The following is a 20,851-nucleotide window of genomic DNA, read 5'->3' on the forward strand; positions in this document are numbered from 1 at the left end:
TTTATAGCAAAAAATTTTGCAATCATAGAGAATATGATGAGTCGGAGTAATATTTTGAAATATATTTGATTTAAAGAGGAGACCTAGTATCAATGGTAACTTTTCTAAAGTAGTACAGATACCAAAAGATGAGGCACTTAATTTAGGGAAATGACCTGCTTCAAAAAGGTAGGTTTGATATTGAAGACCGAGCAATAGCAAGTTAGTGGGAGAGAATATGGTAAAATTTGAACTTGTTACATCAGAAAATGGCACCTATACTTATCATTATTATCCTGAAGGTGATTTTATATCAGAGCCAGGTGTCATTGAATTAAATTTAAAAAATGAGAGTATCTATCTAGTTAAGTTAGCTGATAGGGACTTTGAACGGTATGTTACTGCCGAGGAAAGAAATAGCCTGATAAAATCTCTCAATGATATGATTGCTGAGGAAGGCGGTAATGATTTTGAAGAATATGTTTCTGAGGGGTACACCAGAAGATTTTATGCAGATCAGGCTATCTCTGGTATTATAGACGGTTTAGAAAAAGGTAATCCACCAGAGAATGGCATGAGAGCTTGGTATTGAAAGTGGTACAAACTAAAAGGAGCATAAGACTCCTTTTTAGTTTGTAGAGTAGCTTTGTCTTTATTGTGACAAATTACTTGAGGAATGGTGTGAAAGTTGTCTTTTTAATTTTACAGTAGTAGCTCAAGCTTTAAGCCGTTTCTGCTTGACGTGGCAATCAGATAGTAACTCACTCAATTTATAAATTAAAGTTTTTCAGAACGTATAGTTGACAGAGGTGTAACACTTGTGTTAATATGAATGAGAGGTGATAGATGTGGCTACAGATAAAAATCGTATTATGATTAGTTTAGATGATAAGAATCTTGAGAAATTGGAATTGCTCATTGAAGATGCTCGTGATAGGCGAGGTATGAGATTGACAAAATCGCAGATTATTGAACTATTACTGAATACAGTTGATTATTTTGATGATATTATGGGAGCAATCTATTCAAAAAAATAAAATATATTTTATTTTTTTGAATATTGGTGTTGCACTAGTGATAAAAAGGTGTAGAAATGGTTGTTTATATAAAAGATAGCAGTAGATTAAGTGAAGTATCTATTAATAAGTATAATGCTCAAGTAGGCGCTCATTTATTAGGAGAAGAAGTAGTGTTATATAGTGATTTTAGTGAATTAGAAACTTTAACCCGTGAAGATCTCATTATTGACTATATTGCTGAGACGAGATTATTGTTGTCTTGGATGGGAATAGATATACCAGTTATTGACTACCCAGAGGAGCTTTCTGAATTTTATGGTCGCACTATCCGAGAGGGACTTATGGGAGAGATTGTCAATATTCCTGATAATTGGGGCAAATTTATTAAGCCCAAAGCTGGTTCAAAGGTTTTTACAGGAAGAGTAGTTAATGGGACCCGAGATTTGGTTGGTATTGGATTACCATTTGACTATCCTATTTGGATTAGTGATATTGTAGAATTTGTTGCAGAGTGGCGCTGTTTTATACTTAATGGAGAGGTACTGGATGTTCGTCCATATACAGGTGACTATCATGCCCAGTACGATGCCAGTGTTATTGACAAAGCGGTTGCTGCTTGGGGTAGTGCACCTAGGGCTTATGGTTTAGATATTGGTGTTACTAAGGATGGTCGTACATTAGTTGTTGAAGTAAACGATGGTTATGCTCTCGGAAATTATGGTTTATCACCTTTAAAATCCATTAAATTTTCTAGAGCTAGATGGGAAGAAATGGTTGAACCGTATTTTAGCAAAAATCCAGTTTTTGACTTTTCTTTGGTAAATAAATAGATATTTTCGTCAATATGAAAAGGAGTGTATGGCTCCTTTTTAGTTTATTGAGTAAACGGTCTTTAGGTAAACATATTTTCTGATGAGCTTATTGTTCTCGATAGGCTCAATATTGAATTGAATGTAGTGATCTCGGTTGTCTTCGGCATTATCCTCATTGAGCTTGAAGAAATTTATGAAAGCATATAAATAAGAACAGTAAATCGAACTGCTCCTATTTTTCTGCTAAATATGTTGTAGTTTTCTTATATGTATAATGGTAGATTAGCGGATTCTCATCTACGGTACTTACCTCAAATATGAAGAAGTGATCACGGTTATCTCTTGCCTTTTCCTTATTTAGGACAAAGTAATTCTTACGAGAAGTCGCCATTGTTTTGATGATATCATCAGTCAGGAAGGTCAATGGAATATTCATATTGGAGTAGCGGTAGAAGTCACGTTCAAAATCTTGGTAGCTCTCGCTGTAATAGTCCATTTGAAGGTGATTACGCTGAAACTCAAGCTGATTCATAGAGCACCTCCTCTACAAGTTCAATACTAATTATGTCGTTCAATTTCAAATTGATGTGACCTGTTGTAGTTTTTATCAAAATGAAATCTTTGTTCAGACTTGGTATTGTCCCAGTGTAGGAAACTCGCTTGTTTTTTTCAACGACATGAATGCGTGTGTGCAATTGCCCAGTGTACACTTGACTGAGGAGTAATAATTTCTTCTCTAGTGATAAATCAGACATATACGTTACTTTGTTTGCATCATCAGAAAGAGCAGATGTATGCTCAGATAGGAAAAATCCCATCCATTTTTGCATCTTAGTATCCTGGTACTCTCTTGCTGACTGAAATGGCAAGTATGAACGATCAATCATTTTAATCCCTCCAATCCACCAGCGGAATGACCGCCGATAAGTTTACTGCGTTCTATATTTCTGGAACCTTCGGTTAGGACGGTTCCTTTTTGAATAGCTAAAAAGCCAAACTGTTCTCTGACAACATCAATTGCTGTCTGAAGTCTATTTTCTTTTTCAATTTGTTCTACATCATCAAAAAGTGACAGTAGAGTAAAGTTTTCATCTACAAAGCCACCATAAGACACACCGATTTGCCTCACTGCACCAGAGGTGTATTTCTTTCGGAATAATTCAAGTACATGACCAACCATTGTTTTTGGAAGATTTGCTGGGTCAATTTTTTTCTGAGCATTAATTGATTTTTTCATCTCAGTTCTAGAATAGCCAATATGAATAGAAACGACAGTAGCTTTTTTATGTGCCGAGCGAAGACGGTTAGCAACTTGGTCAGCCATTTCAGCTAATACGATTTCAATTTCTCTTTGGGTTCTGTAATCTCTAGGAAGTACTTGAGAATTACCCAATCCTCGTGATTTTGGTTTATAGGGGTCATGGACGTTGCTCTCGTCAACTCCATTTGCGTGAAACCAAAGCTGAACTCCGACTTTACCGAATTCTTTTTTGAGAATATCGGGATTGAAATTGGCCAGTTCTTTGATTGAATGAATACCAAGTTTTTGTAAATGAATCTCTGTTTTATTGCCAATCCCCCAAAAGTCTGATAATTTTGGTATGGACCATACTTTGGTTTCTACATCTTGGTATGACCAGTTAGCCCTCATTGTAGCAGTTTTCTTAGCTTCATTATCTAGAGCTAGTTTAGCTAGCAGGGGGTTGGAATTGCTCATGCCTACAGTTGAGATAATACCTGTTTTACGGTAAATATCTCTCTGAATCATAGCGGAAACATTATCTAACTTATCTTTCCTTGACATTGACTTATCAGAAATAAAGTAAGAAAGTGAGCTAGTAAGGTCGATAAAACCTTCATCAATTGAATAGGGGAGAATGTCATCTGGAGCAGCATAGTCTTGAAAGATATGTTGAATCTCTAGATTCTTCTCAATATATCTGTCCATTCGAGGAGGAACGATGAGTGTACGCTTTGCCCAGTGTTCGATGAAAGATTTATACTTCGGTGTTACCTCAATGTCCTGCTTCCATGCATTCTGATAGCTGAATTTACGAGTGTTTATATCAAATGGCAAGTCGTAGGAACGCCCTACATTTGCTTTTCCAAATACTTTCTTAAACATGGGAGAAGAAGCTAGTATTAATCCTGCTGAGTTATCTGCTCGGCTCATGACACATAATGATGTGTAGAGTGGATGCAAACCTCTATCCACACATTCTACCGAAGCGTAGAAGGACTTCATATCGAGGAAGGCTATGTCACTTTGAGGTTCTATAGAGTAGTCAATATAGCCCATAAGATTATCTCCGTTTGAGTTTCTCTAGCTCTTCGATAAGTTCACCGATGTAATCAGTGATGTCGTATTCGAACTTATCAGGAGTGAAGATAATGCGTTCATCCTTTATGTAAATCATTTCTTTAACATTCATTGGAATTGTCATCCTCCTCAGTCATTGCGATCAAAATAGAATCCTCTATTAAAAAAGCGTAAGGATAGATTTTTGCATCCTCATTTTGAGGAATAAGAATTTCATCGAATCCTTCATTTTCTAGCCGCTCTTCAAAGTTGTCCATATTGAAAATTTCAACTTTACAATCAGGATTGAAACCGTATGTTCCAAGTTCTAAAATATCTTTCAATTTCATGACTATACTCCCTCGACAGGCATAAAGTGACCTACAACTAGACCAACAATTTTCGGCTCATCTTCATAAGGGATGAACTTTTCAGGATAGTCCTTATTCAGGGAAACCATTCTGAACCCATATTCTTCGCGGTAGAGTTTTTTGATATAAACTGAGTCATTCCATGATAATGCATAGACAGCTCCATCATAATCGAATCCGTTCGAGCGAATAAGCGCGACTTCACCACTCTTATAGACAGGCTCCATAGAATCTCCCTCAATCCAAGCTGCAAAGTCGTAACCGTATTGTTCCTCATCTGAGTAGACTGTTTCAGTTTCAAACTCGTCAAAGAATCCTTCTCCGAGACCAGCTGAGAGTTGGATATCTGATAGCACTTGGACTGAGAAGAGTGGAGTTACTTTAGAGGTTTGTTGGGAAAGAAGAAGCTCCTCTACAAAGTCTTCTGCCTTTATCTGATTATCAGGAGATAACTGAAGATAGTTATTGACGATATAGTATTCAGATTCAAAATAAGTGACAGGGACATCAAGGATAGCAGCGAGGGCAATGAGGTTTTTTTTGTTAGGGACGCTCTTTCCATTTTCCCAATTATGAAACGCAGTTCTATTAACTCCAATTTTAGAAGCAATTTCGGATTGTGATAACTTTTTTTCATTTCTTCGATTTTTCAGACGTTCTTTTGAAAACATAAAAACCTTCTTTGTTAAATTATAGATTAACAAAATTATAACAAATTTGGACAAAAAAGCAATAAGTAAAATAATTTGTATTGTATTTTAGATGATTGTGATAAAATACAAGAAATACACTCAATTGAATGGACTAAATAAAGGATAGGAAAGAGTTCTATGAGAAAGAAAAATGAGCTACCTTCTAATTTTTATAACGATATGAATGATATTCTGAAAAAATTTTCACACACGAACAATGTTGAGGATTGTAAAATTGCCATGAGAGATTACATACAACCTCACTGCCTCGATTGCTCAATTGAAAAACTAGATGAGGCTTTTAAACAAATACGTCGTGACTTAATTGAAGAACAACTACCAGAAGATGAATTGACTGCAAATTATTGGCATGAAATAGTGGATATATTAAATAAACCATTTGGAATCTCGAATAAAATTGAAGGAAACGGGATAAGTGAGGAGGATTTTGAAGAGATAGTAAAATATGCTAATATGCAATACAAAAATGCTTTTAAAAAATTGCGAAGTATCGAAAATTAACAAAAGAAAGTGGAAACTTCAATCGTTCGAAGTCTCCACTTTTTTCTATTTTTTTATTGCTCGATTACAATATCTTCTGCCACTAATGTTTCAAAGTTCACTATTTCCTCATTTAATAATTTTTCTGTGGATATTGGTAATGCATAGACATATACTTTGTCACCAACCTTAAATTTTATGTCACTGACTCTCATTTTTTTGCTGTACTGAATTTTGACTTCATTATCATTTTCATCTTTAATTTTAAGTTCAATCCAGATGGAATTGTTATTAACATTCATATTAATAACAGTTCCATAAACAAAAAATTTTGCAAAATGCTTTGGGAATGCAAATCCATTCGACTTTGATAGGTTGAAATAATTTGATATTTCCGTTTGCACTACAGTTAGATTATCAGCAAAATAATGTTGATTCTTAAATTTATTCGAATTAATAACATTGTTCAAATGTCCTTCGATGTAAACATTCGTACCTTTAATTGGATATAAAATATTTGGATCATATCTGAGTGTTAAATATGTATGTTTACGACCTGCACCATTTCGAATGAATAAGATAAATGATGGTGCGCAATCTTTATCGTTAATTTCAATAATTTTTCCTCTTGCGAAAATAGTGTTTCGGTTTATGTTTTGTAGATTATTTTGATTCCTCATATTATGTCCTCCATTACTTCAATATTCTACAAATACATTATGTCAGAAACAATAAATCAAAAAAATTGTTACAAAATGTAATTTGTTACAGTAACAGATAAACGCCAATGTGATAAATTTAAAACAGATACAGCCATTAGCGCTAAACGGTTATATTCGATTGGCATTCCAGAGGAAATAGCTTTTGATTTATTTGACCCACGCAGAACATAAAGTTCGTCGCGTAGGTCATAAATGAAGTTTCTACGCTGTTTTTCGTATTGACTTGGTGATTCATTTTTTAATTTCTGATGTCCTTCTTCCCATTTTTTGATTAGGAAATTTGAAAGTGTGTGTTTCATTTTTGGGTTTTGTTGAATCTTTTTAAGGTAGAAGAAGTAGCTATCTCTTGAATGTTGAGCACGTAGCGCATGTAAATTAATCTGGTTATTCATCTCTTCTTCTTTGAATACTAATTCGTTTTTCCCGATTCCTTGAAAAGTTTTCCTTACTATTTCAGCGTCTTTAGGCAATATATATTGCATCTGTTTCTTTCCCCCTTTTCCCCTTTTAACATAAACATAACAATTGCCATATTCATCTTCTTTAAAATCTGAACCAGTAAGGTGTTTGAGTTCGTTACGACGAATTCCAACGACTTTCTGAAAGTTTAAAAGGCGAGAGAAGCGAGAGTTCAATTCTTGTTTTTTCCCTTGTTCATTAGCCTCATGTTTTCGTCCTCTAACTATTTTATCGCTTGTTCGTTTTTGTTTTTTGATGCGATTGAGGTTGATTCCGGAAGCTTTTGCGATTGGAGCGAGGTATGTATGAATAGTTGCGGGAGTGTACTGTTTTGGATCTTGTTGAAGATCATCATGATATTTTTGAAGAACTTCTTCTGTAATATCAGAAATTTTCTTTATTCCATTAACCTTAGCCCATTTAGAAAAACGAGTAGCAGAACGTTTGTATGAAGTTCGAGATGTATTGTTTGTAACATTTTTAGTTGCTGAGACGAATATATCATGTTTCAAAGAATTCCTTTTTCTTGGCATTCTCTTTCTCCTTTCTTTCTTAAAAATGCTTGTTACTGTTAAATTGCCTCCCACCCTTTTTAATTACGAGCTGGGTATGCTCCGATAATTTTCGTTGAGGCTGTCCTTTTGGACTATCGTTTTCAATATTCTTCAGTAGCACCGTTGAATATCTCAAAAATTATCGTTAAGTCATTGAACTGGTTATTTTTATATCGAACTTTCGTAATTTACTTTGTATTAAACACTTTTTTCTGTACTATATTTTTTGATAAATGGTTATTCTGTACTCATTTCATTCGTAGAATAACCATTTATTTCACTATTTTTTCACATTCTCATTATGGTCAATGACACCCAATAACAAGAGAAGTCTGTGCATTTGAAATTTCATTTTTCACCGAGTCCAGTGTTGATAATCAAATGATACAGTATTCCACCTCCAATCTCTATTACATCAATTTTATTCAATAGTATTATGTCATTTTTTGAAAAAAATAAAAAAACGAGTAGATAATGTTCGCTCGCTTGCAAGTATGTTCTGCACGTTTTTTTATTTTCACGTGAAAGTGGCATAATATAGTCAAAATAGGAAGTGAGGTTCAGTTTATGAGTGGATAAAAATAACTAAATATAGCGAGGATTTAAGAAATTTAAAGAAAGGAAAGTAATGTATGAAAAAATTATTAGAATCTAATGAGGTACTCATTAAGCATATAAAACACGAAATATTTTCTGCAGAAGAAGAAGCTGCAGAAAATGGGAGAAGAACAGATTTTTCTTTGATACCGTACGTAACAGATGATTACTATGAATTACAATTAGAAAATGATGGTTCCAATATCGTGGTAAAGGTATTTGATGAAACAGAAGAATCAGATGCGCTTGTCATTATTGAAATGACTTATCCAGCTTATGACCCATCGATAACTTCTTTCTCGTTTTCAAATATGGAAAAGGATATTCAACATTTCCTAAATGCTCTGAAAGTTATTTTTACACATTATTGTAATGGTAACTGGTATGTTGCGATTTCAGCAATTCAAGCTTTGGGATTTGATAATTTTCTGGAAGGAAATAAAAAATCTATTTTATCATCTTAACTGCTTCTACTTGAAAACAAAATTAGTTAATATTTCAACTTGATTTTATTAATCTTGCTTTTTCAAATGAATGATCAATAAATTACAGTTATTCTTTAATATGATAATACAAAAACGCTCCAGTTTGATTACTAGAGCGTTTTATGTGTAGCAGGAGAAGAGACGATTATCTTCAAATTGTGAGGACAATAATATATTAGTTTATTGTGTAATCAATGTGTTTCGCTTTATTAAAAATATTTTTTTCTATATATAAATTCCAAGAATGTTGGACTATCACCCATGAAATTCGATAAAAACTATTATGAATAATTAAAGTTATTGAGAATTCAATCCATATATTATGAAAGACTATTTGTTGCTACAAATTTGAATAAAAAAATTTTTTATCAAGATTTTCATACGATTGTGGCATAATTGCTTTTGAGAAAAGAAAGTGGATTTTAATATGAATTCAAAAAATAATAAAAATCTGTATGAGATGAAATACAGTAACGGCAGTGGATGGGCTGATAAGCAAACTCTTTTAAAAATTTGGTCTGGATTATCAATACATACCTTGAATAGATGGCTACGTGAAATGAGAGCAAGTAAAAAATTTCGTGATGCCGTTATTAATCCTTCACATAAGACAATGTTTGTTAAAATTGATCGCTTTGAAGAATTTCTAAGATATAAACATCGAACGAAAATAAAACGATAAAGCAAAAAAAAGAAAAAAATGGTAAAATAGTTTGGTTAGCTATCTATTTTATCGTTTTTAAAGAAAGGAATAATATGTATTTAGAAACGAGAGTAGATAAAAATGGAAATGAAACCTATGTTGTGATAGAACGTTATACAGATCCGATTACAAATAAGATTAAAAGAGCTTCCGTTTCCTTTAAACAGAATAGTCCAAAGGCTATTCGACAAGCAGAACGTGAATTGTTGGACAAAATTGACAGAATCGTCAATGAATTAGAATCAAAATATAAATCGAAAAAAATAACTACGTTTGGAGAGTTAATTGAACATTGGTTTTCAACTTGGTCTACAACTGTCAAACCTAACACCGTTAAACGTGAAAGATTGGTATTAAACAGACTTTCCGAGATGCTTCCTAACGACATACTTTTAGAAGTTATTACTCCACTTTTAATAAGAAATAGTTTAGAAGAATATCGAGTTAAATATAATGCTAGTCATTCAACGATGCAACATATTAAATCAACCTTGAATAAAATTTTTGATTATGCAGTCCTGCATTCTGTTATTCCCTATTCTCCATCCAGAGTTATTAAACTTTATGCTTCAATTTCAGATAAGAAAGAACGCAAAGAACGTAAAGAAGCAAAGTTTTTGACAGAAGCAGAAGTCCAAGTTCTGTTTTCAGAACTAAATAAGCGAAGGAATAAAAATTACTTTGATCTAGCAATTTTTCTGGTAGGTTCAGGCTGTCGAATTGGAGAAGCCTCTGCGTTGCGTGAGACAGATTTTGATTTTGATAAACAAAGTGTTGAAATTTCAAAGTCACTACAATCGCATGACCTGAAAGTTGAAGATTTTTATGATGATTCAACAAAAACTACGGCTGGTGAGCGGACAATCTTACTTCCAGATTTTGTTATGGAGGCAGTTCAACGAGTTTCCATTCGTAATAAAGATTTTCAAACACATATGACAACCCATCCATCCGAGGCATTTTGGGAAAATGATTATCTTTTTAAGACAGAGTATGGTTCACCAATCACCTCGCAAAGTTTTCGAGCTATTCTGACACGAATCAATAAAGATTTACGAAAAAACTGTGAAGCTCGGTATGGTTTTAAATGGAACAAAAACGTTGTACCACACAGTTTCCGTCATATTCATATTTCAGCTTTGAGAAATAATAATGATGTACCATTAAAAGAAATTCAATTAAGAGTTGGACACGTTGAAGTAGAGACAACTAATGGATATACACATCTTGAAGTTGGGACTCAAGAAAAATCAGTTCAAGCAATCACAACTTATTTTAATAAGCTTGATTTTGCCCAATAACTGCCCAATTCTTATAAAAAATATCAAGTTAGGCTCATAAAAGCCCAAAGTAAAGGAGTTTTAATCCCATGGCAACAATTCAATGGTTCCCGGGCCACATGTCAAAAGCGCGCCGTCAGGTGCAGGAAAACATCAAGCATGTTGATTTCGTGACTATTTTGGTCGATGCCCGCCTGCCTTTATCCAGTCAAAATCCAATGTTGACTAAGATTGTTGGTGACAAGCCCAAGCTCATGATTCTCAACAAGGTCGATTTGGCTGACCCTGTTCGAACCAAAGAATGGCAGAGCTACTTTGAAGGTCAGGGCATTCGTACCCTTGCCATCAACTCAAAAGAGCAAGCGACGGTGAAAAAGGTGACCGACGCAGCCAAGAGTCTGATGAAAGACAAGATTGAACGTCTCCGCGAAAGAGGGATTCAAAAAGAAACCCTGCGAACCATGATTATCGGTATTCCAAACGCAGGCAAGTCCACCCTTATGAACCGTCTGGCTGGAAAGAAAATCGCCGTTGTTGGCAACAAACCAGGTGTGACCAAAGGTCAACAGTGGCTCAAGTCAAACAAGGACCTTGAAATCCTTGATACACCAGGTATTCTCTGGCCTAAGTTTGAGGACCAGGAAGTTGGACTTAAGTTGGCTCTGACTGGAGCCATCAAGGACCAACTTTTGCCTATGGATGAAGTGACTATTTTTGGTTTGGACTATTTCAAGGCCAACTACCCAGAACGCTTGCAAGAGCGGTTCAAGGGCATGGATTTGGAGCAGGAAACCCCTGAACTCATCATGGATTGGACCAAGAAATTGGGCTTCCGTGATGATTATGACCGTTTTTATAACCTCTTTGTCAAGGATGTTCGGGACGGGCGTTTGGGCACTTATACATTAGACAGGGTGAGTGACTTAGATGGCAACGATTAAGGAAGTGACTGCTCTGCTTGCTCAGGTGGACAGTTTAGACAGCTCTGTCTGGTTGGAACTAGCTCAGGATGATCGAGCTGGGGTTCAGGCTGCCATCAAGAAACGCCAAAAGGAGTTGGAAAAAGAAGCAACAGAAGACGCTCGCTTAGAAGCTATGCTATTCTACGAAAAAGCCCTTTATGAAAATGGGGTGGAGTTAATCGCTGGCATCGACGAAGTCGGCCGGGGGCCTCTAGCAGGTCCTGTGGTGGCTGCAGCGGTTATCTTGCCCAAGGGTTGCAAAATCCGCTACCTCAACGACTCCAAGAAAATTCCAAAGTCCAAGCACGAGGCTATTTACAATGAAATAATTGAGCATGCTGTAGCAGTCGGTGTGGGCGTCAAAGATGCAGCTGTCATCGACCAGGTCAACATCTACGAGGCGACCAAGTTAGCTATGTTAGAGGCTTTGGGAAAGCTGAACCAAGAGCCTGAACACCTCTTGATAGATGCAATGAAGTTGGATACCTCCATACCGCAAATCTCTATCATCAAGGGGGACGCCAATAGCCTGTCTATCGCAGCGGCCTCTATCGTGGCCAAGGTGACGCGGGACAAGATGATGGCGGATTATGACAAGGAGTTCTCAGGCTACGGCTTCGCAAAGAATGCAGGCTATGGAACGGCAGAGCACTTAGGAGGATTGAACAAGCTAGGCATCACGCCCATTCACCGCAAGACCTTTGAGCCCATTAAGTCTATGGTAGCAGGGGGAAACTAGTCTTGACAGTCTTTTTCTGCTTATTTTTAGCGGCGATCGGTTTGTTTGCTCTCGTCTATTTCTGGGAGCGGCGGTCAATTTTTATCTCACTGTTTGCCTTGAACATCCTCGTCTGGGCCTTGGCATGGATTATCTCAACAGGCATTCTCGAAAACAATGAAATCTTGCGCTTGCTGGCTATAGCCGTGGCGATGGTGCTTTTTTAGCCTTGTTAAGTGGTCCATTTGTCTTGCTTTTCACACTTTATCTAAATGGATTTCAGATTTTGAAGAGAGAAGGGGTTCGCTTCCATAATTTCCTATCCATGGGACTGGCGGTCGCCCTGACTTTCTATCTCTTCATCGCTCCCTTTGTGGTTCAATCCCTTTCAGGCATCAGCTTTTTCAATATGGTGTTCGTCTACATTGGTTTTTTGGTGTCCTATGCCATTATCATCAGCATGCTCTATACCACGTCTAGCTTTGTCAATTTGGTCAATCTCTTCTCAGGCAAGCTTGATTATGTGGTGGTCTTAGGTGCAGGCTTGATTGGTGACAAGGTAACGCCACTTTTGGCTTCACGGATTGAAAAAGGCATAGCGATCTACCAGAAGCATCCTGGCAGCAAGCTGATCATGTCAGGCGGACAGGGTCCTGATGAACTTCTGGCAGAGGGGCAGGCCATGGCTAACTATGCCTTGGAACAGGGTATTCCTGCGGAAGATATTGTGATAGAAAACCAATCAACCAATACCGAGGAAAACTTGAAATTTTCCTATGCCCTGATGAAACCTGGCAGTCGCTTTGCACTTGTAACCAATTACTATCACGTTTTCAGAGCTCTGCTATTGGCACGACAATTGAAAATCAAATGTATCGGCTACGGCGCAAAAACCAGATTTTACTTTAGCCTTAATGCTTTCATTCGGGAATTTGTTGGGTACTTGGTTATGAGCCGAAAGACGCATCTAGTTGTAATCGGTATTGTTTCAGTGATTTATCTGTTTGGAATGATCATCAGTTTAATGCATTAAAAAACAGCCTCTAGTTTTCTAGAAGCTGTTTTCTTATAACATAAAGTAGACAATGGCGATATATTGCAGTGCCGAAGCTAGTAGGATAAAGAGATGCCAAATCATATGGAAATAGGGCTTTTTCTTGGCGTAGAAGAGGGCGCCAATGGTATAAGATAAACCACCAGCTAGCATTAGAATTCCGAAAACAAGTCCAGTCTTTTGCAGAATAGCTGGCAGAATAAAGACAACCAACCAGCCCATAAAGAGATAGAGAAAAAGGCTGAATTTTTCATTGATTTTTTTGGCAAATATTTTGTAGAGAATACCAAAAATAGTTAATCCCCACTGCAAACCAACAATTAGATACCCCAACCAACCACCGACCAAGGATAGGGCAACAGGTGTGTAGCTTCCAGCGATAGCAATGTAAATCATGCTGTGGTCGATAATCCTTAGGATGTATTTGTGAGTAGAAGCGTAGGGCATGGAGTGGTAGATGGAAGAGGATAGGAACATGAGAAATAGGCTGATGACAAAGATAGACATGCCAACTACCGCTGTCACATTATAATCTTGAAAGGAATGAATAGCTGTGACAGGAAGCAAAGCAAGCATCAATAGAGCTCCAACCGCATGTGTGACACTGTTAGCAACCTCCTCTCCAAAGGATAGTTGCAGGCTCAATTTCAAACTAGGATTCATAGTTACTCCTTTCTAACTCCATCGTGAGTTGACGGGTTTTGTAATATAGTTTAACAGACTGGCAGGCATAACGAATGATGTCAGGAGTTTCATCGCTCTCCTCATTTCGCATACAGTCAACAAAATGATTGTATAAGGTTTCAGAGTTGTTCGAGTGGAGAAGAAGATTTAAGGTCTGACTGATTTCTTGAATGGAAAAGACATTTTTTAAGATAGTCAATGCTATCAAGCGGGCAACTTGCTGTTTTTGATATTTTTTCTTAACAGGTTTTTCAATCTGTTTGTGTTTGACATAGTTATTGATCATTGCAGCAGTTAATACCCTTCGAAAATCAACATTATCCCTTGTCAACTTGCCTTGATGAACCCCAGTTCTATCATCACCTTCGTTTCCTAGGCTACTGTAATATAAACTCTTCTGTTCAAGGCTTTCCTGAGAATTGACTACTTGATTGACATACAGCAGAACTTGGTCCAAATACAAATCTAAGTCAGGTAATTCATGCCAGTAGGGGAGGGTTTGTTTCATAATCATTTACTTTCTCTTATCTAGTATTCATAACTAGATTGTAAGACAATCCTTTTCTATTGTCAAGAAAAAAAGTATCTGCATTCGGAAATGACAGATACTTTTTTCTTAAGTTGGTACAACAATTTTTTCTGGCAAGGCCATTTTGTATAGCGAATAAGCGCCATCCAAATTTTTTACGGTGAATCCCATTTCTTTCAAAAGCCGTTCGGCAATATAAGAACGAAGTCCGCTGTGACAGCTGACGATGTATTCTTTTGCAGGGTCCAACTCATCAATTCGATCACGTAGTTGATCCAGAGGGATATGAAGAAAGTTCATGAATTGTCCATTTTGAAGCTCTGCTGGATTACGAACATCCAGCAAGATTTTTCCAGCAGCGAGCTCTTCCTCTAACTGGTGCCATTGGATGTTTTGGCTAATTCCTTCAGCGATATTCATGGCAGCATATCCAATCATATTGACTGGATCTTTGGCTGAGCCAAATGGCGGAGCATAAGTCAATTCTAATTCTGGCAAATCAAAAATAGTTAGACCAGCTTTGATAGCAGTGGCCAGTACATCGATTCGCTTGTCAATCCCTTTTTTTCCAACAGCTTGAGCACCAAAGATTTTACCATCAGTTGGTGAGAAAATGAGTTTTAGAACAATGTCTGTTGCACCAGGATAGTAACCAGCATGGTCTTTACCTGTTGTATGGACAACGGCATGTTTGTAACCTAATGCTTGTACAGCCCGTTCGCTTAATCCTGTTGAAGCAGCAGCAAGATCAAAGACCTTAACGATTGCAGTTCCGATTGAACCTCTATTCTTGCGAGGGAGACCTGCAATGACATCGGCCACTTGTCGCCCCTGACGGTTTGCAGGTGAGGCTAATGAAATTAAGGCATCCTGACCTGTGATTTCTTGTTTGACAATGATGGCGTCTCCAACAGCATAGATATGTTTTTGGCTAGTTTGATAGTTCTGATCAACTAGTATGCCCCCTCGAAGTCCTAGTTCGATTCCTGCTTGACTTGCTAATTCACTATCTGGTGCAACACCGACTGAAAGAATTGTAATATCTGAAGCTAAGGTTTGACCATTAGACAATTCTAAAATTTGTCCCTTATCATGAAAAGCGGTAACAGATTGACCTGTCATCACATGGACACCTTTTTCGCTTAACTCTGTCTCAATGTACCGAGCCATTTCCAAATCAAAAGTTGGTAAGACATGAGGAGCTTGCTCAACTAGAGTGACTGTCAGTCCTTTTAGGGCCAAGTTTTCAGCCATCTCTAAACCGATAAAACCAGCACCAATTACAACTGCCTTTCCTGAATTTATTTGTTCTAATTTTGCCATAATCTTATCTAAGTCAGGTACGTTCCGCAAGGTAAAAAGATTTTCAGCTTCAGCAATCCCTTTTAGTGGTGGGATGACAGGCTTAGCTCCCGGTGACAAAATGAGTTTATCATAGGATTCCATGATTTCACCATTCGATGTTTGAACGGTAACTGTTTGAAGGTCAGGATTGATGTTGATTACTTCGTGGTAGGGGCGGACATCTAAGTTAAATCTATTTCTCAAACTTTCTGGCGTTTGAAGTAATAAGCTATCGTGCTCAGCTATTTCTCCAGAGATATAATAGGGTAGACCACAGTTGGCAAAGGAGACAAATGGCCCTTTTTCAAAAACGATGATTTCAGCATCTTCCATGAGACGACGAAGACGTGTGGCAGCGGACATTCCACCTGCAACACCACCTACAATAATGATTTTCATTTTTTCCCCCCTTTAATTGCTCCATTCCAGGCATTCATACCACCCTGAATGTTAGTTGCTTGATAGCCTTGCTGCTTGAGAAAATCTGTCGCACGCTGACTGCGCATACCTGATTGACAGATGATAACATAATGTGTATCTTTATTACCTTTGAAAGAATCAAGTTGGCTCAATGGCATATTTTTCGCTTGTGGTATATGACCATTGATAAATTCGTCCTCTTCGCGAACGTCAAGTAAAATGGTGTTATTCTCTGTTAGTGTTTGCTCTAAGGCAGAAATTGGAATGCCTTCTCCTGTTGAAAACATTCCTGAAAAAATTTGTTTAAACATATCTACTCCTTTCCTACTCCTTTTCCATACCCTATAGGGTATATAAAATATAACAATTATATCAGTAGCTGTCAAGTATAATAATTGACAATTCCTAAAACTAACTGTACCATAGTTAGTATGAAAACAGAAAAAAAGAACATGATGAATCGTCTAAAACGAGCAGAAGGTCAACTTCGTGGTATCCAAAAAATGATTGATGAGGAGCAAGAATGTATTGATATTGTGACTCAATTGAGCGCTGTCCGTTCAAGTATTAATAGTATCATGGGGTTAGTGATTGCTCAAAAAGTACAAGCTTGTATTGAGCATCCATCTGATAATCCTGAAGAACAGGAAGCTCGGTTACAAGAAGCAATCAACTTGATTGTTAAAAAATAGGGGGATAGGGTATGCAAACTGAGAGAGAAAAAATGGTTGCTGGACAATTGTACATTGCAGCGGATTCAGAACTTCGACAAATGAGAACGTTGGCTCGCCAAAATATGCGGAACTTCAATAATGAATTAGATGGATCTATACGTTCTCAAATCTTGAAAAACTGGTTTGGAGCTACAGGTGAGCGCATTTACATGGAACCTAATTTCTATTGTGATTACGGAAGCAACATTCATGTCGGAGAGGATTTCTATGCTAATTTTAACTGTACTATGCTTGATGTCTGTCCGATACGAATCGGGAAAAATGCTATGCTCGGTCCCAATGTGCAACTACTGACTCCCTTGCATCCCTTGGACCCTGACGAACGCAATTCTGGCTTGGAATATGGCGCACCTATTACCATTGGTGATAATTTCTGGGCTGGTGGTGGTGTGACAATTTTACCAGGCGTGACCTTGGGCAACAATGTCGTTGTCGGTGCAGGTAGCGTTGTTACTAAATCTTTTGGCGATAATGTCGTATTGGCTGGTAATCCTGCGCGTGTTATCAAAGAAATACCTCAAAAATAATTCTTCCATTTGGGAGAATTTTTCTTTCCTTGCGAATAGTATAAGTGAGGTGAAGAAAATGAATAATTTTGAATTGTTTAAATGGAAAAAAGCAGGCTTGTCCAATCTTAATATTAATAAAGTTTTGGCCTATCAAGAAAAACAAGGTAAAAAATTAACTTTACGGAATATCGCTGTAGTATCTGAATGTAAAAATCCAATTCTTTTCATGGAAAATTATAAGAATTTAGATACTAAGGCTTGCAGGGAGGAATTTAATAAGTATCCATCTTTTTCGATTTTGGATGATATTTATCCCACAGCTTTAAAACAAATTTATAATCCACCAGTTCTCTTATTTTATCAAGGTGATCTTGAATTACTTGAAAAATCAAAATTGGCAGTAGTAGGTACGCGCAATGCCAGTGAAAATGGCATTCAATCTGTTCAGAAAATTATCAAAGAACTCAATAATCGCTTTGTTATTGTGAGTGGTATGGCTAGAGGGATTGATACAGCAGCTCATATTGCGAGTTTGAAAAATGGCGGACAAACCATTGCAGTGATTGGAACTGGATTAGATAAGGTATATCCTAAGGAAAACAAGGAGTTACAATACTATATTGGAAAACATCATTTAGTACTGACAGAGTATGAACCGAATGCCCAGCCTTTAAAATACCATTTCCCCGAGCGAAATCGCATTATTGCCGGATTGGTTGAAGGTCTGGTGGTCTGTGAGGCAAAAATGCGGTCTGGTAGCTTGATTACTTGCGAACGTGCCTTGGAAGAAGGAAGAGAAGTTTATGCCATTCCTGGTTCTATTGTGGATGGAAAATCAGATGGCTGTCATCATTTGATTCAGGAAGGAGCAAAGTGCATTACATCAGGCTTGGACATCCTTTCAGACTACCGATTTTAAAACAAGTTTTCCTATAGGAAAATAAAAATCTTGACACTGACTAAAAAATAGTATATTCTTTGTGAGATTAACAATATCAGTAAGGTAAAAGAATGGCTACAAAAACAGTTAGTAAGAAAAAATCAACAACCAAGAAAAATCTTGTGATTGTGGAGTCGCCTGCTAAGGCGAAAACAATTGAAAAGTATCTTGGGAAAAATTATAAGGTTGTTGCTTCAGTAGGACATATTCGTGATTTGAAAAAATCGAGTATGTCTATTGACTTTGACAATAATTATGAACCTGAATATATAAATATTCGGGGAAAAGGTCCACTGATCAATTCATTGAAAAAAGAAGCAAAAAATGCCAAACAAGTCTTTTTAGCGAGTGACCCAGACCGTGAAGGGGAGGCTATTTCTTGGCATCTAGCTCACATATTGGGCTTGGATGAAAATGACAAAAACAGAGTTGTCTTCAATGAAATCACAAAAGATGCAGTTAAAAATGCCTTTCAAGAACCGCGTGCTATCAATTTAGATTTAGTAGATGCCCAACAAGCGCGTCGTGTTTTGGACCGCATTGTCGGCTACTCTATTTCTCCCATTCTATGGAAGAAGGTTAAGAAAGGTCTGTCAGCAGGACGTGTTCAATCGGTTGCCCTCAAATTAATAATCGACCGTGAAAATGAAATTAGTAATTTCAAGCCAGAAGAATATTGGACAATTGATGCAACCTTCAAAAAGGGCAGTAAGAAGTTTCAGGCTTCTTTTTATGGCTTAGATGGTAAGAAGGTAAAAATCGAAACCAACGACCAAGTTAAGGAAATACTTGCTCGTCTGGATGGAGATGATTTCTTAGTAGAACAGGTTGAGCGTAAGGAACGCAAACGAAATGCACCTCTGCCTTACACAACTTCTACCATGCAGATGGATGCGGCTAATAAAATCAATTTCCGTACTCGTAAAACCATGATGGTTGCCCAACAACTTTATGAGGGTGTCAGTCTTGGCGCAGGTGGTACCCAAGGTTTGATCACCTATATGCGTACGGATTCAACACGTATTAGCCCTGTTGCCCAGGCGCAAGCTGCTGAATTTATTACAGAGCGCTTTGGTTCTAAGTATTCAAAACATAGCAATAAAGTCAAAAATGCTAGTGGTGCACAAGATGCCCATGAAGCCATTCGTCCATCGAATGTAAACTTAACACCAGAGTCGATTGCTAAGTACTTGGACAAAGATCAATTACGACTTTATACTCTTATTTGGAATCGTTTTGTTGCTAGTCAGATGGCTGCAGCAGTTTTTGATACCATGAGTGTTCGTTTGGGTCAAAATGGTATTGTCTTTGCTGCTAATGGTAGCCAAGTAAAATTCGATGGTTATATGGCTGTCTATAACGACGCTGATAAAAATAAAATGTTGCCAGATATGGAACAAGGTGACACGGTGGTGCGTGCGTCAACAAATCCAGAACAACACTTTACTCAGCCACCAGCTCGCTACTCTGAAGCAACCTTAATTAAAACATTAGAAGAGAATGGTGTAGGTCGCCCGTCAACCTATGCACCAACGATTGAAACCATTCAAAAACGTTACTATGTTAAGCTTGCGGCTAAGCGATTTGAACCAACTGAACTCGGAGAAATCGTTAATAAGCTGATTGTTGAATTTTTCCCAGATATTGTCAATGTCAAATTTACAGCTGATATGGAGCAAAAATTGGATGATGTAGAAATCGGGAAAGAGCAGTGGCAGAAGGTCATTGACGGTTTCTATCAGCCATTCAAGGTAGAATTATCTAAGGCAGAAGAACAGATGGAAAAAATCCAAATTAAGGATGAACCAGCTGGCTTTGACTGTGATGTTTGTGGACATGAAATGGTTATTAAATTAGGTCGCTTTGGAAAATTCTATGCATGCAGCAATTTCCCAGACTGTCGCAATACCAAGCAAATCACTAAAGAAATCGGTGTGACTTGTCCAGTTTGCCAAAAAGGGCAAGTGATTGAACGCAAGAGTAAACGCAATCGTCTTTTCTATGGTTGCGATCGCTACCCAGAGTGTGAATTTACTTCTTGGGACAAGCCAGTCGGGCGTTCTTGTCCGAAATGCGACCACTATCTCGTTGAGAAAAAAGTTCGTGGTGGTGGTAAACAAGTTGTCTGTCCAAATGGTGACTACGAAGAAGACAAGATTAAATAAGATTAAACTGCTATTCTCAAGGGAATGGCAGTTGTTTTTTATAGTCATGTTAGTTTATCTTAGCTTACTTCGACAAGCGAGGAAACTTCGTTTCCTTATTTTCAACTTTAAACGAGGCTGGTCAAAAAATTCAAAGTCAATTCTCAGTGCAGTGGTTGATTGGGTTTAACAGGCCAGTGGAGCGAAACTGTTCAGTGAACTGTTTCAGCTTTGAAAAAATGTTTAAAAAATTAAAAAAACAGGAGAAAAGTCTTGCATTATTGAAAATACTGTGTTATGATAATTGAGGTTTGAAAAAACTGACCTAAGACAGTAGGGG

The 20,851-nt window shown here is 37.3% G+C and carries 27 protein-coding genes, 1 pseudogene and 1 other annotated feature (1 of these 29 cut by a window edge); of the genes and pseudogenes, 15 read left to right on the top strand and 13 right to left on the bottom strand.

The window, feature by feature from the left end; genetic code table 11:
- Positions 1–217 precede the first annotated feature (217 nt).
- The 3 genes from K6V43_RS02275 to K6V43_RS02285 all read left to right on the top strand — a co-directional run bounded on the left by K6V43_RS02275 (position 218) and on the right by K6V43_RS02285 (position 1,828).
- Entirely contained in the window at positions 218–571 is a 354-nt protein-coding gene (locus K6V43_RS02275) for a hypothetical protein (protein ID WP_044678199.1), read from the top strand.
- 256 nt (positions 572–827) lie between these two features.
- Complete coding sequence (locus K6V43_RS02280) at positions 828–1,016, top strand: hypothetical protein (RefSeq protein WP_044678202.1); 189 nt, start codon at positions 828–830, stop codon at positions 1,014–1,016.
- A gap of 56 nt (positions 1,017–1,072) precedes the next feature.
- A complete protein-coding gene (locus K6V43_RS02285) occupies positions 1,073–1,828 on the top strand; it encodes an ATP-grasp domain-containing protein (protein WP_044678204.1) in 756 nt (251 codons plus the stop codon).
- A gap of 39 nt (positions 1,829–1,867) precedes the next feature.
- Here K6V43_RS02285 and K6V43_RS02290 read toward each other — a convergent pair whose 3' ends face one another.
- The 7 genes from K6V43_RS02290 to K6V43_RS02315 are packed head-to-tail and all read right to left on the bottom strand — an operon-like array spanning position 1,868 to position 5,151.
- Positions 1,868–2,032 (bottom strand): DUF5960 family protein, encoded by a 165-nt coding sequence (locus K6V43_RS02290; RefSeq protein ID WP_221739391.1) that lies wholly within the window; start codon positions 2,030–2,032, stop codon positions 1,868–1,870.
- Between the two features lie 10 nt (positions 2,033–2,042).
- Positions 2,043–2,342, bottom strand: coding sequence for a DUF5960 family protein (locus tag K6V43_RS02295; protein ID WP_024052923.1), 300 nt, complete (start codon positions 2,340–2,342; stop codon positions 2,043–2,045).
- Positions 2,329–2,697: a hypothetical protein gene (locus tag K6V43_RS02300; protein ID WP_024052924.1), complete on the bottom strand. Its 369-nt coding sequence runs from the start codon at positions 2,695–2,697 to the stop codon at positions 2,329–2,331. The genes K6V43_RS02295 and K6V43_RS02300 overlap by 14 nt, the downstream gene beginning before the upstream one ends.
- Positions 2,694–4,109, bottom strand: a complete 1,416-nt coding sequence (locus tag K6V43_RS02305) for a Y-family DNA polymerase (protein WP_105117910.1) — start codon at positions 4,107–4,109, stop codon at positions 2,694–2,696. Before K6V43_RS02305 ends, K6V43_RS02300 begins: the two co-directional genes overlap by 4 nt.
- 4 nt (positions 4,110–4,113) lie before the next feature.
- Positions 4,114–4,242 (bottom strand): hypothetical protein, encoded by a 129-nt coding sequence (locus K6V43_RS11460; protein ID WP_014636309.1) that lies wholly within the window; start codon positions 4,240–4,242, stop codon positions 4,114–4,116.
- Positions 4,232–4,459 (bottom strand): hypothetical protein, encoded by a 228-nt coding sequence (locus K6V43_RS02310; protein ID WP_044678207.1) that lies wholly within the window; start codon positions 4,457–4,459, stop codon positions 4,232–4,234. The genes K6V43_RS11460 and K6V43_RS02310 overlap by 11 nt, the downstream gene beginning before the upstream one ends.
- Before the next feature lie 2 nt (positions 4,460–4,461).
- A complete protein-coding gene (locus K6V43_RS02315; RefSeq protein ID WP_029170896.1) occupies positions 4,462–5,151 on the bottom strand; it encodes an XRE family transcriptional regulator in 690 nt (229 codons plus the stop codon).
- Between the two features lie 159 nt (positions 5,152–5,310).
- Here K6V43_RS02315 and K6V43_RS02320 point away from each other — a divergent pair, with 159 nt between their 5' ends.
- Complete coding sequence (locus tag K6V43_RS02320; RefSeq protein ID WP_044678212.1) at positions 5,311–5,694, top strand: hypothetical protein; 384 nt, start codon at positions 5,311–5,313, stop codon at positions 5,692–5,694.
- A gap of 53 nt (positions 5,695–5,747) precedes the next feature.
- On the opposite strand, the gene K6V43_RS02325 is transcribed toward K6V43_RS02320, so the two are convergent.
- Both K6V43_RS02325 and K6V43_RS02330 read right to left on the bottom strand, forming a co-directional pair.
- On the bottom strand, positions 5,748–6,353 hold the full coding sequence (locus K6V43_RS02325) for a hypothetical protein (protein ID WP_044678214.1): 606 nt from the start codon (positions 6,351–6,353) through the stop codon (positions 5,748–5,750).
- A gap of 68 nt (positions 6,354–6,421) precedes the next feature.
- Positions 6,422–7,387: a site-specific integrase gene (locus K6V43_RS02330; protein ID WP_044678215.1), complete on the bottom strand. Its 966-nt coding sequence runs from the start codon at positions 7,385–7,387 to the stop codon at positions 6,422–6,424.
- A 653-nt stretch (positions 7,388–8,040) separates the two neighbouring features.
- Here K6V43_RS02330 and K6V43_RS02335 point away from each other — a divergent pair.
- From K6V43_RS02335 to K6V43_RS11690, 7 genes and pseudogenes are all read left to right on the top strand, one after another.
- The gene (locus K6V43_RS02335; RefSeq protein ID WP_044678218.1) at positions 8,041–8,469 is read left to right on the top strand and encodes a hypothetical protein; all 429 of its coding nucleotides are present in this window, start codon (positions 8,041–8,043) and stop codon (positions 8,467–8,469) included.
- Positions 8,470–8,917: 448 nt separating this feature from the next.
- On the top strand, positions 8,918–9,172 hold the full coding sequence (locus tag K6V43_RS02340; protein ID WP_044678220.1) for a hypothetical protein: 255 nt from the start codon (positions 8,918–8,920) through the stop codon (positions 9,170–9,172).
- A gap of 74 nt (positions 9,173–9,246) precedes the next feature.
- Complete coding sequence (locus K6V43_RS02345) at positions 9,247–10,494, top strand: tyrosine-type recombinase/integrase (RefSeq protein WP_044678221.1); 1,248 nt, start codon at positions 9,247–9,249, stop codon at positions 10,492–10,494.
- Between the two features lie 68 nt (positions 10,495–10,562).
- The gene (ylqF, locus tag K6V43_RS02350; RefSeq protein WP_002936502.1) at positions 10,563–11,414 is read left to right on the top strand and encodes a ribosome biogenesis GTPase YlqF; all 852 of its coding nucleotides are present in this window, start codon (positions 10,563–10,565) and stop codon (positions 11,412–11,414) included.
- Complete coding sequence (gene rnhB / locus K6V43_RS02355) at positions 11,401–12,174, top strand: ribonuclease HII (RefSeq protein ID WP_222381411.1); 774 nt, start codon at positions 11,401–11,403, stop codon at positions 12,172–12,174. The genes ylqF and rnhB overlap by 14 nt, the downstream gene beginning before the upstream one ends.
- A 2-nt stretch (positions 12,175–12,176) precedes the next feature.
- Positions 12,177–12,380 carry a hypothetical protein gene (locus tag K6V43_RS11685; RefSeq protein ID WP_261311756.1) on the top strand — a complete coding sequence of 68 codons (204 nt, stop codon included), beginning with the start codon at positions 12,177–12,179 and terminating at the stop codon, positions 12,378–12,380.
- 239 nt (positions 12,381–12,619) lie between these two features.
- Positions 12,620–13,186 (top strand): annotated as a pseudogene (locus K6V43_RS11690) (YdcF family protein); the annotation flags it as partial.
- Between the two features lie 33 nt (positions 13,187–13,219).
- Here K6V43_RS11690 and trhA read toward each other — a convergent pair.
- The 4 genes from trhA to K6V43_RS02380 all read right to left on the bottom strand — a co-directional run bounded on the left by trhA (position 13,220) and on the right by K6V43_RS02380 (position 16,495).
- On the bottom strand, positions 13,220–13,870 hold the full coding sequence (gene trhA / locus K6V43_RS02365; protein WP_024397131.1) for a PAQR family membrane homeostasis protein TrhA: 651 nt from the start codon (positions 13,868–13,870) through the stop codon (positions 13,220–13,222).
- The gene (locus K6V43_RS02370; protein WP_222381502.1) at positions 13,860–14,399 is read right to left on the bottom strand and encodes a DUF1836 domain-containing protein; all 540 of its coding nucleotides are present in this window, start codon (positions 14,397–14,399) and stop codon (positions 13,860–13,862) included. The genes trhA and K6V43_RS02370 overlap by 11 nt, the downstream gene beginning before the upstream one ends.
- 108 nt (positions 14,400–14,507) lie before the next feature.
- Positions 14,508–16,163: an FAD-dependent oxidoreductase gene (locus tag K6V43_RS02375; protein WP_222381414.1), complete on the bottom strand. Its 1,656-nt coding sequence runs from the start codon at positions 16,161–16,163 to the stop codon at positions 14,508–14,510.
- Positions 16,160–16,495 carry a rhodanese-like domain-containing protein gene (locus K6V43_RS02380; RefSeq protein WP_024397128.1) on the bottom strand — a complete coding sequence of 112 codons (336 nt, stop codon included), beginning with the start codon at positions 16,493–16,495 and terminating at the stop codon, positions 16,160–16,162. Before K6V43_RS02380 ends, K6V43_RS02375 begins: the two co-directional genes overlap by 4 nt.
- A gap of 120 nt (positions 16,496–16,615) precedes the next feature.
- On the opposite strand from K6V43_RS02380, the gene K6V43_RS02385 reads away from it, so the two are divergent.
- From K6V43_RS02385 to topA, 4 genes are all read left to right on the top strand, one after another.
- On the top strand, positions 16,616–16,876 hold the full coding sequence (locus K6V43_RS02385) for a metal-sensitive transcriptional regulator (protein ID WP_171989405.1): 261 nt from the start codon (positions 16,616–16,618) through the stop codon (positions 16,874–16,876).
- Between the two features lie 11 nt (positions 16,877–16,887).
- On the top strand, positions 16,888–17,445 hold the full coding sequence (locus tag K6V43_RS02390) for a sugar O-acetyltransferase (protein WP_024392294.1): 558 nt from the start codon (positions 16,888–16,890) through the stop codon (positions 17,443–17,445).
- 58 nt (positions 17,446–17,503) lie between these two features.
- Positions 17,504–18,346, top strand: coding sequence for a DNA-processing protein DprA (gene dprA / locus K6V43_RS02395; RefSeq protein ID WP_222381418.1), 843 nt, complete (start codon positions 17,504–17,506; stop codon positions 18,344–18,346).
- Positions 18,347–18,438: 92 nt separating this feature from the next.
- Positions 18,439–20,532, top strand: coding sequence for a type I DNA topoisomerase (gene topA, locus K6V43_RS02400; RefSeq protein WP_222381421.1), 2,094 nt, complete (start codon positions 18,439–18,441; stop codon positions 20,530–20,532).
- A 285-nt stretch (positions 20,533–20,817) separates the two neighbouring features.
- Positions 20,818–20,851: a sequence feature (ribosomal protein L10 leader region), on the top strand (it continues 101 nt past the right edge of the window).

Origin of the sequence: Streptococcus suis (assembly GCF_019794615.1) — a bacterium.
In the GTDB taxonomy this organism is placed as follows: Bacteria; Bacillota; Bacilli; order Lactobacillales; family Streptococcaceae; genus Streptococcus; species Streptococcus suis_AI.